Raw genomic sequence first — 15,200 nt, forward strand, 5'->3', positions numbered from 1 at the left:
GCATTGCAGAATAATGTGACTTTCTCCGCCTGTCTTGAAATAAAGTGCCTTTTAGGATATATTCGTTATGGAAAATCGGATACTTGGAGGATGAGTAATGAATAAACGCTATGCTGTGATTTTAGCTGCTGGAAAAGGTACACGGATGAAGTCGGAATTATATAAAGTGCTGCACCCTGTGTGCGGGAAACCGATGGTCGAGCATGTAGTAGACCAGGTCGCCCAAACAGGTACAGAAAGTATTGTCACGGTAACAGGTCACGGAGCCGAAATGGTAAAAGAACATCTTGGAAGCCGTTCTTCTTATGTGCTTCAGGAAAAGCAGCTTGGTACAGGCCATGCTGTCATGCAGGCGGAGGAGCTTTTAGGAGACAAAGAAGGCGTAACGATCGTCCTTTGTGGAGACACGCCATTAATCAGTTCGGAAACAATGGAGGCGTTGTTTACCCATCATCAGGAAACCGGAGCAAAAGCGACCGTATTAACAGCAGGAGCAGAAGATCCTTCCGGGTACGGGCGTGTTGTACGTGAACAGGAAACAGGAAATGTGCTGCGTGTCGTGGAACAAAAAGATGCTTCCAAAGCAGAGCTTGCGATTGGAGAAATTAATACCGGCACGTACTGCTTTGATAACGAAACGCTGTTCCGCGTTCTAAAGCAGGTTGGCAATGATAATTCCCAGGGTGAATACTACCTCCCCGATGTTATCGGCATCTTAAAAGATGAAGGAGAAACAGTTTCCGCCTGGAAGACACCGGACTTTTCGGAAACGATCGGTGTTAATGACAGAGTCGCCCTTGCAGAAGCAGAACAGACAATGAAGCGTCGAATTAATACCTATTGGATGCGTCAGGGTGTGACGTTTATTGATGATGCGCAGACGTATATTTCGGCAGATGCGGTTATTGGAAGTGACACCGTGCTGTATCCGGGAACGATACTAAACGGAAATGTAACGATTGGAAGCAAATGTAAAATCGGCCCTCATACGGAGATTTCCGATAGTGCGGTTGGCAGTGAAACGGTAATCAGGCATTCTGTCGTGTCCGAAAGTGAAGTAGGCAGCAATGTCAATATCGGCCCGTTTGCCCATATTCGTCCAGCCTCTGTTCTTGAGGATGAAGTGAAAGTAGGCAATTTTGTGGAAGTGAAAAAAGCTTCTTTCGGCAAAGGAAGCAAAGCTTCCCACTTAAGCTATATTGGGGATGCGGAAATAGGAAGCAATGTAAACCTTGGCTGCGGATCGATCACGGTCAATTATGATGGAAAGCAGAAATACTTGACTAAAGTAAAAGATGGAGCGTTTGTAGGTTGCAACGCCAACTTGATTGCCCCTGTTACAATCGGTGAAAATGCTGTAATAGCAGCAGGTTCCACTATTACAGAAGACGTACCGAGCCAGTCTCTTTCCATTGCCCGTTCGCGTCAGACAAACAAAGAAAATTATATAAAATAAATAAAGCCGGTTACAGGCCTGGATTTTAAAATGTTAACGGAGGGAAATTTACTAATGCCAACCTATGAGGATCCATATTTAAAGCTTTTTACCTTGAATTCCAACCCTGCTCTTGCTGAAGAGATCAGTAATAAAATAGGGGTGCCGATGGGGAAAAGCTCTGTTAAGCGCTTCAGTGATGGAGAAGTACAGATGAATATTGAAGAGAGCATTCGCGGCTGCGATGTTTTCCTTGTTCAATCTACTTCCGACCCGGCCAATGAACATCTTATGGAACTGTTGATTATGATTGATGCCATGAAACGGGCTTCTGCGCATACGATAAATGTGGTTATTCCCTATTATGGATATGCACGCCAGGACCGAAAAGCCCGCTCAAGAGAGCCAATCACATCAAAACTTGTAGCAAACCTACTTGAAACAGCCGGCGCGACGCGCGTATTAAGTGTGGATCTTCACGCGACCCAAATTCAGGGTTTCTTTGATATCCCGGTCGATCAACTGCTTGGAGAACCAATTCTCTCCAATCATTTTGAACAAAAAAACCTTGAGGATGTTGTCATTGTTTCTCCCGATCATGGCGGCGTAGTCCGCGCCAGAAAAATGGCGGACCGTATGAAAGCACCGATTGCGATTATTGATAAGAGGCGTCCGAAACCAAACGTCTCTGAAGTAATGAATATTGTAGGGGAAGTTCAGGGAAAAACAGCGATTATTATTGACGATATTATTGATACAGCCGGCACCATGACGCTTGCTGCAGATGCATTAATTGAAGCAGGAGCTAAAGAAGTATACGCATGCAGCACACACCCGGTACTATCCGGCCCGGCTATTGAGCGGATTGAAAACTCCCAGATAAAAGAACTTGTGGTCACAAATACCATTGTTCTTCCGGAAGAAAAGAAAATTGCTAAAATTACACAGCTTTCTGTTGCCCCGTTACTGGGTGAAGCCATTATCCGTGTGCACGAACACGCATCTGTCAGCACACTGTTTGAATAAGCTTCCTTTGGGAAGGACTTGCTTTTTATAAAAAAGACTGGTATAATCTCGTCTCAAGTGGGTAAAAAAATATTAACCCCTGCGAAGACAATCTAAATGAGGTGAAAGAAGCATGGCTACAGTACTAAAAGCCGAGAAGCGCACAGATCTCAGAACTTCTGAGAACAAATCATTGCGCCGCAACGGGCAGGTACCGGCCGTTCTTTACGGAAAGACAACCGAAAGCACAGCAGTTTCAGTGCATAGTGTTGGTTTTATAAAAACTATTCGTGAAGTAGGACGTAACGGTATCATCGATCTAGAAGTAGAAGGCGGAAAGAAATATCAGGTTATTGCACATGACGTGCAAATAGACCGCATCAAGGATCAGGTTCTTCACATCGACTTCTTTGCAGTTGATATGAAATCTGAAATGGAAGCAGAAGTTTCCGTTAACCTTGTTGGAGAAGCACCTGGAGAAAAAGACGGCGGCGTTGTATCAAACCTATTGTTTACTTTGACAGTAAGTGCATTGCCAGCTGACATTCCTGAGGAAATCACTGTTGATATTTCCGAGCTTAATATCGGTGACTCTATATCTGTAGAAGATGTGAAAGCATCCGGCAATTTTGAGATTACGAATGAGCCGACAGAAACAGTAGTTACAGTAGTAACTCCGGATATCGAAGAAGAGCCTGAGGAAGACGATGAAGAGCAGGAGCCGGAAGTAATCGGTGAAGAGAGCGACGATTCCGAAGAAACAGACGAAGAGAACAAATCAGAATAATAAGCAGTAATAAAAAGGTATAACCGTTACAGGTTATGCCTTTTTACCACTTGCTTGGATAAGAAAGGTGCAGACAGCGTTTAAGAGAACTTAGCCGCTGTCTGCGCTTTTCTGGACGCAGAGATGAAAGGAAGAAACCAAAGATGAAGATTATAGCCGGCTTGGGAAACCCGGGCAAAACATATGACCAGACAAGGCACAATATTGGATTTGATGCAGTAGATAAACTGGCCGCGCGTCTTGGTCTGCAGTGGGTGAAAAACAAAAAAATATTTCTTTCCTGTGAAACGATCATCCATGGGGAAAAAATTATTCTTATAAAGCCTTTAACATATATGAATTTATCAGGAGAAGCGATAGCGCCGATTATGAACTATTTCGACGTATCGCCGGACGAGCTGGTCGTGCTTTACGACGATCTTGACCTGGAGCCGGGAACTCTCCGCCTTCGTCAACAGGGGGGCCACGGAGGCCATAACGGCATTCGGTCCATTATTGATCATTTAGGTACCAAAGAATTCAACCGCATCCGTATCGGCGTAGGAAGGCCGGAACCGGGGGTCTCCGTCGTGAATCATGTGCTCGGGCGCTTTGCCCCGGATGAAAAGGATAAAGTCCAGGAGGCCGCCGAGCAGGCCGCTAAAGCAGCAGAAGCATGGACCTCCCACAGTTTTAAAGAAGTAATGAATACATTTAATCAAAAAGCCTGAAGCCAACTATCTGTTAACGTTCCGGGAAACATTGTAAACTATACATGATAAAGTCGATGCATCAGCTGATACAGAACCAGGGTTCGAAACAAGGAGGATAAACATGTTATGAAGGGATTAATTAATGCCCTCGCAGGAAATGAGGAAATACAAAAGGTCGTAAAAGGAATTAAAGACAGGGCCGGCGAACAGCTGGTAGCCGGGCTGAGTGGTTCAGCGCGGGCTTTTGCTATGTCTTATATTAAACAGTCCATTGATTATCCGCAGCTGATTATTACCCATACCCTGCTGCAGGCACAAAAGATATATGATGACTTGCTGGAGCTGATGAATGCCGATGTTTATTTGTACCCCGTAAACGAACTGATTTCCTCTGAGATCGCTACGGCCAGTCCTGAAATGCGTGCCCAGCGGATTGACATACTCAATAAGCTTGCTTCCAGCACCTTTACCGGCGTAGTTATTGTACCGGTTTCAGGAGCCAAGCGGCTGCTTCCGCCGGTGGATGTATGGCAGGAAGCGAGCATTTCGCTTCGTCCTGGAGAGGAAATAGACATAGATTCCTTTGTGGCAAGACTTATTTCTCTCGGTTATCAGCGGACGACGATGGTATCGGCTCCGGGAGAATTCAGCGTACGGGGCGGTATTATAGACACCTATTCGTTAACGGAAGAATATCCGGTACGTATTGAGTTGTTTGATACAGAAGTAGATTCCCTGCGCTATTTCCATGCAGAAGACCAGCGTTCTCTGCATCAGATTGAGGAAATTACGATAGGTCCTGCTGAAGAAACCATTCTTTACGCCCACCATTTTGAAAAAGCAGCCTCCCGTCTGGAAACGGGCATGCAAAAAGCCATTCAAACGGTACAAAGCAACGATGTCAAAGACAAGCTTTATGAACACCTTTCCTACGAAAAAGAACAGCTGGAGCAGGGCAGCCGTTTTCAGGGTATTTATAAATATACGGAATATTTTTACGATAATCCGGCGACACTGCTTTCTTATTTCCCGGAAAACACGGTCGTCTTTCTGGATGAAATCAGCCGGGTTCAGGAAATGGCGGAACGGTTGGATCAGGAGGAGGCGGAATGGAAAACAGCGGTGCTCGAGCAGGGGGAGCTTCCGCTGGACCTTTCTTTATCGCTGCCTTTTCACCAACTGTTTGCAGAAAAAACCTGGCCCCGCATTCACTTTTCTTTATTCTTACGATCGCTGCCTTCTTCCCAGCCAAGCTCCACCAGCAGCATCTCCTGTAAACCGATGCAGCCATTTCATGGCCAGATGCCGGCGTTGAAAACAGAGGTGGACCGCTGGGTTAAAGCAGATTATCAAGTTGTTTTTATGGCAAGCGACGAAGACCGGGCACAGCGCCTTCAGAATATTTTATCCGACTACGACGTCGATACAGACAGAAGCGGGTTTGACGGTCCGTTTTCGACAGAGCGGGCCTCTGTCGTCATCGGTCAGCTGAGCAGCGGGTTTGAACTGCCTGCCGAAAAAATAGCTATTATCACAGAACAGGAAACCTTCACTAAAAAAGTAAACCGCCACAAAAAAAGACAGAAGCTTTCCAACGCGGAAAGAATCAAAAGCTATTCCGATTTAAAAATCGGTGATCTTGTCGTGCACGTAAACCACGGGATCGGGAAGTACCTTGGAATTGAAACGCTGGAAGTAGGGGGCATTCATAAGGACTACCTGAATGTATCGTACGCCGGCAACGACAAATTATACGTTCCTGTCGAACAGATTGACCAGGTGCAGAAGTATGTAGGCGCCGAAGACAAAAACCCAAAAATATATGCGCTCGGCGGCAGTGACTGGAAGAAAGTAAAGCGTAAAGTCCAGTCCTCCGTTGAAGACATCGCGGATGACCTGATCAAGCTGTATGCTGAAAGAGAAGCTTCCAAAGGGCATGCTTTTTCTCCGAGCGAAAAGGAAGAAACGCTGTTTGCTTCTTCGTTCCCTTATCAGGAAACCGAAGATCAGGTAAAAGCCATTCAGGAAATTAAAGAAGATATGGAACGCGAACGGCCGATGGACCGGCTGCTGTGCGGAGACGTTGGCTATGGTAAAACGGAAGTAGCCATCCGGGCCGCGTTTAAAGCGATTGCCGATGGCAAGCAGGTGGCGCTCTTAGTGCCGACGACGATTCTGGCGCAGCAGCACTATGAAACCATTTCGGAGCGGTTTGCGGAACATCCAATAAATATAGGTCTCTTAAGCCGCTTCCGGACAAGAAAACAGCAGGCCGAAGCCCTGAAGTCGCTGAAAGAAGGCGGCGTCGATATGATCATCGGAACGCACCGGGTGCTGTCCAAAGATGTTGTTTTCAAAGATCTAGGTCTGTTGATCGTCGATGAGGAGCAGCGTTTTGGCGTAACCCATAAAGAAAAAATCAAGCAGCTGAAAGCTAACGTAGATGTGCTCACGCTGACCGCGACGCCTATCCCAAGAACGCTGCATATGTCGATGCTTGGCGTACGGGACCTTTCTCTTATCGAAACACCGCCGGAAAACCGCTTCCCTGTGCAGACATATGTACTGGAATATAACGCAGGACTGGTAAAAGAAGCTGTGGAGCGGGAATTGAGCCGGGGCGGCCAGATCTACTTTCTGCACAATCGGGTGGAAAATATCAGCCGGGTGGCAGAGCAGATTTCGATGCTTGTGCCGGAAGCAGAAGTCGCTTACGCGCACGGGCAGATGAATGAGCAGGAGCTGGAGTCGGTCATGATCGACTTTTTGGAAGGCAATAAAGATGTGCTGGTGACGACGACGATTATTGAAACAGGTGTAGACATTCCAAACGTTAACACACTGATTATTTCAGACGCTGACCGGATGGGACTCTCCCAGCTCTATCAAATCAGGGGCCGGGTCGGGCGCTCCAACCGGGTCGCCTATGCCTACTTTACGTATCAGCGGGATAAAGTGCTCACAGAAGTGGCCGAAAAGCGGCTGCAGTCGATTAAAGAATTTACCGAGCTTGGCTCGGGATTCAAAATTGCGATGCGTGACCTTTCTATCCGCGGTGCCGGAAACCTTCTTGGTTCCCAGCAGCACGGGTATATTGAATCAGTAGGGTTTGATCTGTACTCGCAGATGCTTAAAGAAGCAATTGATGAGCGGAGATCCGGTACGCCGAAACCAAAGCCTCCGGAAATTGAAATGGACGTAAAAGTAGATGCCTACATTCCGGAAAGCTATATTGGCGACTCCAAGCAGAAAATTGAAATGTACAAACGTTTCAAAGGCATAGAAACACCAGAAGACCTGCAGGACCTGCAGGACGAAATGATCGACCGATTTGGCGAGTATCCAAGGGAAACAGAAGATTTGTTTGCCATCTCCCGTATTAAGCTTCTTGCAGCAAAAGAAGGAGCAGAAGCGATTACGCAGGAAGGTAAAAAAATCAATCTGCTCGTTACAGAAGAGATCAGCCGGCAGATTGATGGAGCCAAGCTGTTCGCAGTCGTAAACGAATACGGCAAAGCGATTGGTATCGGCACAAGCGGAGCCAAAATAAAGCTGGCCGTTTATCTGGACCGCCTTGGCGGGAAATCTTTCCTGCATGTGCTTGAAGCGTTGTTAAAACAGCTTCCCTATACGAAAAAAGAAGACGAAGCGATAGTCAAATAATAGAAGGCCCTCTGTTGGAAAGCAGGGGTCTTTTTTCATGCAGCAGCAGAAGGAATAGGAACGCTGTGTGCTATACTGGGGACGGAAAAGGAGCGAATGCCATGGAAGAAAAAAGCCCGGGCCGAAAAATATGGGCAGGCGCTTTATTTATATCAGGAGCCACGATTATAGGGAAAGTACTGAGTTCATTATATAGAGTGCCTTATCAAAACATGACAGGAGACCTCGGGTATTATGTGTATCAGCAGGTTTATCCTTTGTACGGGGCGGCAATGGTTATCGCCATGTATGGCTTTCCCGTTATTATCTCTAAAATGATTGTAGATGCCAAAATAGATAAAGGGATTCAGGAAGCAAAAGAAACAGCATGGTCGGCTTTTTTTATTTTGTCACTGCTGTTCACTATTCTTTTTGTATTGTTTTATGCCGGCGCTGGGACGGTTGCTTTGTTTATGGGAGATGCTGAACTTACCGGCGCAATCCGGACGATGTCCTACGTTCTTCTAACTGTGCCGATTTTGTCTGTAGTGAGAGGATATTTTCAGGGAATGAACCAAATGGAACCTACCGCGTATTCCCACGTAGCCGAGAAGTTCATTAGAGTAGCAGGGATTCTATTGTTTGCCTGGCTGGCTGTAACACTGGGCAATGGAGCGTATGATGCCGGTGAAGGCGCTTCGGCAGGCTCCGTGCTTGGAAGTGCCATGAGCGTACTGGTGCTGGTCTGGTTCCTGCAGAAAAACAGGAAAAAAGCACTGCTGCAGTCAATGTCATATAGAAACGCAGTACATAGAATGCCGGGTCACTCCAAAGTGCTGCTTACGCAGGGACTTGTTGTGTGCCTCGGAGCGCTTTTGTTTATTTTGTATCAAATGATTGATGCATTTACCGTCGTACGGTTTCTGCAGATGAACGGTGCTGTGGGAGAAGAAGCGATGATTGCTAAAGGGGTGTTTGACCGGGGGCAGCCGCTGCTTCAATTTGGTACGGTGATCGCGTCTTCTTTCGCGATGGTGCTCGTTCCGCTTTTGCAGGAGGAACGAATGAAAGGAAGGCTTGCGGCCTCCAGGTATTACGCTGCCCTTATGATGAAAGTCAGCTTTTTATTGGGGGTGGCGGCTGCGGCGGGCATGGTTATTTTAACGGAGCCGATTAATATTATGCTGTTTACAAATGACAGCGGCACCGATGTCCTCCGCACACTGTCGACAGCCCTTGTGATGAGCGGAACGGTAATGATTTCAGCGGCTGTCCTGCAGGGAAACGGTTCTTTTAGAGTACCGGCGATTTCCCTGGCAGCCGGTTTTGCCGTGAAGCTTGTCTGTAATGTACTGTTAATTCCTGTGCTGGACACACACGGCGCAGCCATCGGGACGGTTGCTGGATTAGGGGTAACAGCAGCTGTTAACATTTACTGGATTTACCGAAAAGACATGATGGAAGCTTTCACTATAGGCTGGCTGGGAAAAGCTTCAGCCGCGCTTGCCGGCATGAGTCTGCTTCTTTTAGTGATGATGGCAGCTGGAGAAGATCTGATGCACGGAGAAAACCGGCTGCTTGCCGCTGGCTTTACATTAATGACCTGTGCTGCAGGAGGTATGTTGTTTTTATATCTTACAGCGGTTCTGCAGGTAATTACGAAAGAAGAACAAAAAATGCTTCCCGGCATAAAAAAACTACAGTCATTACGAAAGAGGAGGAACAAGTAGCATGAAACAAATAACAATAATCGGCCTTGGCGCCGGGGAAGCGGATCAAATGAGCTTTGGCGTATATAAACAGCTGCGCCAGGCAGATTATGTATACCTGCGCACAAGAGAGCATCCAGCCGTTTCCATGCTCGAAGAAGAGGGTATTTCTTTTCGGAGTTTTGATCATATTTACGAAGCCCACGACCAGTTTGGTGAGGTATATGCCCAAATTGTCGAAGCGCTGCTGGAAGCTGCAGAAGGGGCGTTAATTTATGCTGTGCCCGGTCATCCGCTTGTGGCGGAAGAAACGGTGCAGCGTTTAATAGAGGAAGAAAAAAAAGGAGTGGTGCAGCTGCATATTCAAGGAGGCCAAAGCTTTCTGGATCCTGCTTTTTCCGCTCTGCGGATAGATCCGAATGACGGGTTTCAACTGCTTGATGCGACCTCTCTTGTGCCCGGGCAGCTTATGATGACCCAGCATATAATCATTTCGCAGGTGTACGATCAGATGAGCGCCTCCAATACAAAACTCACTCTAATGGAAAAGTATCCGGACGACTATGAAGTGACGCTCGTTACGGCTGCCGGAACGTCCGCAGAAAAGCTGGAGACCTTTCCGCTTTTTGAACTGGACCGGCGTGCGGCTCTCAGCAATTTAACGGCGCTGTATGTACCCCCGGTAAAAGAAGAGGCCCTTTTATATCGTGAATTTGGAAAGTTAAAAGAAATTATCGGTACGCTTCGTGCACCGGGCGGATGTCCGTGGGACCAAAAGCAGACACACGATTCATTGAAACGGTATCTGATTGAAGAAGCGTATGAAGTGATTGACGCGGTAAACGAAAAGGATGACGAGCATCTCCAGGAAGAGCTGGGCGATGTGCTTTTGCAGGTAATGCTTCATGCCCGGATCGCAGAAGAGGAAGGATTTTTTGCGATAGAAGATATTGTAGGGACACTCAATGAGAAAATGATCCGCCGCCATCCTCATGTGTTTGGAGATACAAAAGCGGAAACGAGTGAGGAAGTAAACTATAATTGGGAAAAGATTAAACAGGCAGAGCGCGCGGATTCGGGCGGGGAAACAGACAGTCTGGACGTTCCTGCTTCTTTCCCCTCCCTAATGAGAGCGGCCGAGCTTCAAAAGCAGGCAGTCAAGCAGGGTATGCCGGTTAAAGAGGAACCGCTGCTCTGGGGAATCTTTGAAAAAGAATTACAGGAGTGGAAAACGGTACTACAGGGAACGGATAAAGAACGGCAGAAAAAGGCGTTTGGCAGCGTGCTTTTTGTTCTTGTAACTATAGCCGGCCGCTATAAGCTTCATCCGGAAGAATCGCTTCATACCGCTAATCGGAATTTTGAGAAGCAGTACAAGGCGAAGAACGGCCAATAAAGGAGAGTAAACGATGAGAATAGACAAATTTTTAAAAGTATCCCGCTTGATAAAGCGTAGAACCCTGGCTAAAGAAGTAGCTGCCCAGGGAAGAATTAAAGTAAACGGCCACCAGGCCAAGGCAGGAACAGAGGTAAAACCCGGGGACGAAGTGTCTATCCGTTTTGCTAGCAAAACGATTACGTTTTCGGTGGATGAAATTAAAGATACAACCAAAAAAGAAGCCGCAGAAAGCATGTACACTATTCTAAAAGAAGAGACGCCGGAGAGTAAATAAAAGAAAATTGCATAATTTATACAATTTTATATTGAAAGACCCTTCCTCCTTCGTTATGATATTAGTAATTGGTTATTGTATAACAGTTCTGAAAATATATAGCTCATGGCTAATATAATATATAAATNAAAATTGCATAATTTATACAATTTTATATTGAAAGACCCTTCCTCCTTCGTTATGATATTAGTAATTGGTTATTGTATAACAGTTCTGAAAATATATAGCTCATGGCTAATATAATATATAAATATAGTAACAGAAGGAGGGACGAAGGTCTTGGGTTCTAATAGTAGAAAAGTAACAGAAATTAACAAGTCTTATGTCCGTCAGCAGGAACGCGAACAACAGCTTCAGGATGCCATTCAATCGAAGCGTAAAAAAGGACTCCGCCGCCGCTTAACGGCAATGGCTGTCACGGGATCCATTATTGCTGTAGTATTGGCTGTTATTCTTATTACACAGTGGCAGACGCTTCATGCCAAGGAAACAGAAAGAACCAATTTAGAAACACAGTACACGGAAATGCAGGCTGAAGAAGAACAGTTGAGGCAGGACATAGAAAATTATCACGATTTAGATTACATTGCCGAAGTAGCGAGAAGTGACTATTACTTCACAAAGCAAAACGAAACGCTGTACAAAATGCCGGAAGAGTCTGCTGAATAACAAACACATTCAAAGTGGTGTCCCTTTGTTCAATTAAGTAAATACATGATGCTGTTATAAACGTAATCAGGCAGCTTTACTGTTTTTATTAACATTTGAAGAGGAGCAATTTCTACATGGCAATAAAAGCTGGCGATAAGGTAAAGGGCAGAATATCAGGTATTACCCATTTTGGTGCGTTTATTGAACTGGCTGACGGGAAAACCGGCCTGGTTCATATTAGTGAAATAGCAGATAAGTATGTCGACAACATTAAAGACTTTGTGAATGTTGGCGATGACGTTACTGTAAAAGTCATAAAGGTAGAAGCAGGCGGAAAAATCAGCCTGTCTATTCGAAAAGCGATAGATCGCCCCGCCGATGAACGACCAAAGCCGACCCGCCCTGCACCCGCCCGGCCGAGAGACAGCAGCCGTCGGAACGGATCTCCCGGTACTAGCAGGCCAAAACCTCTTTCATTTGAAGATAAAATGAATAACTTTATGAAAGATAGTGAAGAGCGTCTGTCCGCATTAAGAAAGCAGACAGATAATAAACGAGGAAAACAATCCCGGAAATAAAGGCTTCTGCTGAAACCGTGCGGGCTTCATTTGTTAAAGAAGCCTGCGCGGTTTTTATGCTTTTAAGAATCAGTAAAAAGAAAAGTGTTGACGGGGCCTGGTGCATTGTTTATAATTACGGATGTTGCTAATTTGGCGGTGTAGCTCAGCTGGCTAGAGCGTACGGTTCATACCCGTGAGGTCGGGGGTTCGACTCCCTCCGCCGCTACCAAAAACAAAACAAATGGTATTCTTAAAAAAGAGTATCTATTTAATACCGAAACTGTGCCCATTAAAGGTGCAGTTTTTTTTGTATCCAACGTCGTTTAAATGTATATTCATCAGCTGGTATATAGGGTATAGTGTATTTCAAGAAAATAAGGAATAACTGGAGGGAACGACGTGGTTCGTGGAAAGAAAACAATGGACATCTGCCTGTTAAGCGGCAGGCTGCTCCTTCGGTATGGAGCAGAAACATATCGAGTAGAAGATACAATGGTACGAATGGCGAAGGCCGCAGGAATGAATAATGTCCACAGCTTTGTCACCACGACCGGTATATTTCTTTCGTTCAAAACTGAAGAAGATTACGATAGTATGCAGATGATTCGGATTAAAGAACGGTACCAGGACCTTGGAAAAGTAACGGAAGTAAACCAGCTGGCCCGGGAATTCACATACGGAGATATTACCCTGGATGAAACGCAGGAACGTTTAAAAGCGATAAAAGATGCACCGATGCATTATCCACTTTGGTTTATTTACTTAGCTTCCGGTATTGGCGGCGGCGCTTTTTCCTATTTAATTGGAGGCAGTTATTTTGATATGATTCCAGCGTTTATTGGAGGAACCGTTACTACCATTACTCTGGTTCTGATACAAAAAGTGTTGAAAGTAAAGTTTTTTGCTGAATTTGCGGCGGCGTTAACCGGCGGGATATTGGCTCTCATAATGGTAAACGGAGGATTTGGAACAGAATTAAACCAGGTCATCATCGGCTCGTTGATTCCTCTCGTACCCGGCGTGCCCCTGACAAACGCTGTCCGGGATTTAATGTCGGGAGACCTTGTAGCAGGTGTGGCGAGAGGCTCAGAAGCCCTAGTTACGTCTTTATCTATTGCAGCGGGAGTAGCCCTGTCGCTGTCCATCTTTTATATGTAGCAGGGCACATGGTGTCGGAAGGAGGAGGAAATGATTTTGCTTGAATGGTTGATATGTTTCATCGCCACCGTGGCGTTTGGCGTAATTTTTAATATTCCTCTTCGGCTGCTTTGGTGGGGCGGCACTGCCGGGGTAGCTGCCTGGATTGTTTACAGTACCCTGCCGGAGCTGGGAATGAGCATGGTGTTTGCTGCAGCAGCTGCAGCTTTCACTGCGGCTTTTATCGCACACTGGCTTGCCATATGGAAAAAGGTGCCGGTTACAATGTTTACGATTCCGGGAATTATTCCACTCGTACCCGGCGGCCGTGCTTACTCGACGATGCTTGCTTTTGTAGAAGAAAATCATATAAGAGGGCTCGAGCAGGGGGTTCAGACCTTTATGCAGGCTGGTGCAATAGCGGCCGGGCTAGTATTTGCCCTTTCTTTATTTTCTATCGGAAAAGGAGTAGGACAGCGGTATGAAACAGAAAATTGAAGCGTTTATCAAAAAGTATTCACTGCTTCAAAAAGGTGACCATGTAATAGCAGCTGTATCAGGAGGGGCAGACTCTATGGCGCTTGTTCATGTACTTAGTGAACTGGCAGACCCCCTGCAGATTTCTGTATCAGCGGCGCATGCTGATCACGGCCTGCGTCCCGAAGATTCAAAAGAAGAAAAGGATATGGTGGAAGCCTATTGCCGAAGCCGCTCTATTGCTTTCTATACAGAGGTGCTTCCCGTGCGGGCTTATTTATCTGAACAGGGAAAAGGAGTGCAGGAGCAGGCCCGGCTGCTTCGTTATCAATTTTTAGAAAAAGTGATGAAAGAATGTGGAGCAGCAGTTCTGGCCACCGGTCATCACGGAGACGATCAAGTAGAGACAATGCTCCTTAGAATGGCAGCAGGCCGCGCTTTATGGGAAGAAATGGGCATCGCCGCTTCCCGTTATCAGCAGGCAGGAAAGATTATCCGGCCGATGCTCGGTGTAAGCAAAGAGGCTGTCTATGCCTATTGTGCAGAACACGCTGTTCCTTTTAAAGAAGACCAGACCAATCGTTCAGATACGTACGCAAGAAATCGAATCAGACATCATGCCCTGCCGGCCGTTCTTCACGAAAACAGGGAGGCCCGGGAACATTTCCAGACACTAAACGAATGGACATCAACCGAAAGGCAGTTTATTAAAGAAGCCGCAGAGAAAGAAGCTTCCCAGCTGATTCTGCACCAAGATGAACATTCTTTGACGTTTTCCATAAGCGGCTGGAAAGCCCTTCATTTGGCTTTACAAAGAAGGGTTATTCCTCTACTATTAACTTATCTTTGCAAAAATCAACACACGGCCGTTTCTACTATACATATAGAACAGCTGCTGCTGCTTCTCTATAAACCCGATCCGTCCTTTACTATTGATTGGGCGGACGGGGTGTTGGTAAGGCGGACATATGATACATGCACGTTTCATATTCAAAACAGCATGGAGCCGCCTGCAGTCGAAGCACCCAAACGCCTCGATGTGCCGGGGACCGTCACGTTTAACGAGTGGACTATTACGGCGAGCTGGCACGATGGTTCGATCAGCCCTGAGCCGGCTGATGTGTTTTGCATAAAAGAAGCAGATGCAAAGCTCCCTGTGCTGGTCCGTTCGAGAAAGCAGGGAGAAAAACTTCATGTAGCAGGAATGACAGGCCGAAAGAAATTAAATCGTTTATTTATCGATGAAAAGGTACCTAAAACCCAAAGGGACAGCTGGCCTGTCTTGGCAGCCTCTGATGAAATGATCTTATGGGTGCCAATGCTCGCCAAAACAAAAGCCGTGCAAAGAGCGCCTGAAGGAACCAGGACTATTTTATTTAAGTGCCAAAAGAACTAGATTCAACGGGCAAATACGGTATTATGAAACAATCGG

The 15,200-nt window shown here is 46.2% G+C and carries 13 protein-coding genes and 1 tRNA gene; all 14 read left to right on the forward strand.

Annotation, left to right across the window (positions count from 1 at the left end; all coding sequences use genetic code 11):
- Positions 1–97: 97 nt before the first annotated feature.
- Positions 98–1,456: a bifunctional UDP-N-acetylglucosamine diphosphorylase/glucosamine-1-phosphate N-acetyltransferase GlmU gene (gene glmU / locus AC5W2J_RS17000; RefSeq protein WP_496060649.1), complete on the forward strand. Its 1,359-nt coding sequence runs from the start codon at positions 98–100 to the stop codon at positions 1,454–1,456.
- 54 nt (positions 1,457–1,510) lie between these two features.
- Positions 1,511–2,461: a ribose-phosphate diphosphokinase gene (locus AC5W2J_RS17005; protein WP_496060650.1), complete on the forward strand. Its 951-nt coding sequence runs from the start codon at positions 1,511–1,513 to the stop codon at positions 2,459–2,461.
- A gap of 112 nt (positions 2,462–2,573) precedes the next feature.
- Positions 2,574–3,227 (forward strand): 50S ribosomal protein L25/general stress protein Ctc, encoded by a 654-nt coding sequence (locus tag AC5W2J_RS17010; RefSeq protein ID WP_496060651.1) that lies wholly within the window; start codon positions 2,574–2,576, stop codon positions 3,225–3,227.
- A gap of 143 nt (positions 3,228–3,370) precedes the next feature.
- A complete protein-coding gene (pth, locus tag AC5W2J_RS17015; RefSeq protein WP_496060652.1) occupies positions 3,371–3,937 on the forward strand; it encodes an aminoacyl-tRNA hydrolase in 567 nt (188 codons plus the stop codon).
- A gap of 108 nt (positions 3,938–4,045) precedes the next feature.
- A complete protein-coding gene (gene mfd / locus AC5W2J_RS17020; protein ID WP_496060653.1) occupies positions 4,046–7,582 on the forward strand; it encodes a transcription-repair coupling factor in 3,537 nt (1,178 codons plus the stop codon).
- A gap of 101 nt (positions 7,583–7,683) precedes the next feature.
- On the forward strand, positions 7,684–9,291 hold the full coding sequence (locus AC5W2J_RS17025; RefSeq protein WP_496060654.1) for a putative polysaccharide biosynthesis protein: 1,608 nt from the start codon (positions 7,684–7,686) through the stop codon (positions 9,289–9,291).
- Position 9,292: 1 nt separating this feature from the next.
- Positions 9,293–10,666 carry a bifunctional methyltransferase/pyrophosphohydrolase YabN gene (gene yabN / locus AC5W2J_RS17030; protein ID WP_496060655.1) on the forward strand — a complete coding sequence of 458 codons (1,374 nt, stop codon included), beginning with the start codon at positions 9,293–9,295 and terminating at the stop codon, positions 10,664–10,666.
- 13 nt (positions 10,667–10,679) lie between these two features.
- Positions 10,680–10,943, forward strand: coding sequence for an RNA-binding S4 domain-containing protein (locus AC5W2J_RS17035; protein ID WP_252313673.1), 264 nt, complete (start codon positions 10,680–10,682; stop codon positions 10,941–10,943).
- A gap of 279 nt (positions 10,944–11,222) precedes the next feature.
- Positions 11,223–11,612, forward strand: a complete 390-nt coding sequence (locus AC5W2J_RS17040; RefSeq protein WP_496060656.1) for an FtsB family cell division protein — start codon at positions 11,223–11,225, stop codon at positions 11,610–11,612.
- A gap of 116 nt (positions 11,613–11,728) precedes the next feature.
- Positions 11,729–12,172 (forward strand): S1 RNA-binding domain-containing protein, encoded by a 444-nt coding sequence (locus tag AC5W2J_RS17045; RefSeq protein ID WP_496060657.1) that lies wholly within the window; start codon positions 11,729–11,731, stop codon positions 12,170–12,172.
- Between the two features lie 134 nt (positions 12,173–12,306).
- Positions 12,307–12,383: transfer RNA gene (locus tag AC5W2J_RS17050), tRNA-Met, on the forward strand.
- 170 nt (positions 12,384–12,553) lie between these two features.
- A complete protein-coding gene (locus AC5W2J_RS17055; RefSeq protein WP_496060658.1) occupies positions 12,554–13,312 on the forward strand; it encodes a threonine/serine exporter family protein in 759 nt (252 codons plus the stop codon).
- Between the two features lie 30 nt (positions 13,313–13,342).
- Positions 13,343–13,789 carry a threonine/serine exporter family protein gene (locus tag AC5W2J_RS17060; protein WP_496060659.1) on the forward strand — a complete coding sequence of 149 codons (447 nt, stop codon included), beginning with the start codon at positions 13,343–13,345 and terminating at the stop codon, positions 13,787–13,789.
- A complete protein-coding gene (gene tilS, locus AC5W2J_RS17065; RefSeq protein WP_496060660.1) occupies positions 13,773–15,164 on the forward strand; it encodes a tRNA lysidine(34) synthetase TilS in 1,392 nt (463 codons plus the stop codon). The genes AC5W2J_RS17060 and tilS overlap by 17 nt, the downstream gene beginning before the upstream one ends.
- Positions 15,165–15,200: the final 36 nt, after the last annotated feature.

The organism is Sinobaca sp. SA16-1, assembly GCF_059510515.1.

Excerpts from the sequence above, each read along its gene's own strand:
- yabN (WP_496060655.1), top strand. The coding sequence starts at position 9,293 with ATGAAACAAATAACAATAATCGGCCTTGGCGCCGGGGAAGCGGATCAA.
- AC5W2J_RS17025 (WP_496060654.1), top strand. The coding sequence starts at position 7,684 with ATGGAAGAAAAAAGCCCGGGCCGAAAAATATGGGCAGGCGCTTTATTT.
- glmU (WP_496060649.1), top strand. The coding sequence starts at position 98 with ATGAATAAACGCTATGCTGTGATTTTAGCTGCTGGAAAAGGTACACGG.
- mfd (WP_496060653.1), top strand. The coding sequence starts at position 4,046 with ATGAAGGGATTAATTAATGCCCTCGCAGGAAATGAGGAAATACAAAAG.
- AC5W2J_RS17045 (WP_496060657.1), top strand. The coding sequence starts at position 11,729 with ATGGCAATAAAAGCTGGCGATAAGGTAAAGGGCAGAATATCAGGTATT.
- AC5W2J_RS17010 (WP_496060651.1), top strand. The coding sequence starts at position 2,574 with ATGGCTACAGTACTAAAAGCCGAGAAGCGCACAGATCTCAGAACTTCT.
- AC5W2J_RS17035 (WP_252313673.1), top strand. The coding sequence starts at position 10,680 with ATGAGAATAGACAAATTTTTAAAAGTATCCCGCTTGATAAAGCGTAGA.
- pth (WP_496060652.1), top strand. The coding sequence starts at position 3,371 with ATGAAGATTATAGCCGGCTTGGGAAACCCGGGCAAAACATATGACCAG.
- tilS (WP_496060660.1), top strand. The coding sequence starts at position 13,773 with ATGAAACAGAAAATTGAAGCGTTTATCAAAAAGTATTCACTGCTTCAA.
- AC5W2J_RS17060 (WP_496060659.1), top strand. The coding sequence starts at position 13,343 with ATGATTTTGCTTGAATGGTTGATATGTTTCATCGCCACCGTGGCGTTT.
- AC5W2J_RS17005 (WP_496060650.1), top strand. The coding sequence starts at position 1,511 with ATGCCAACCTATGAGGATCCATATTTAAAGCTTTTTACCTTGAATTCC.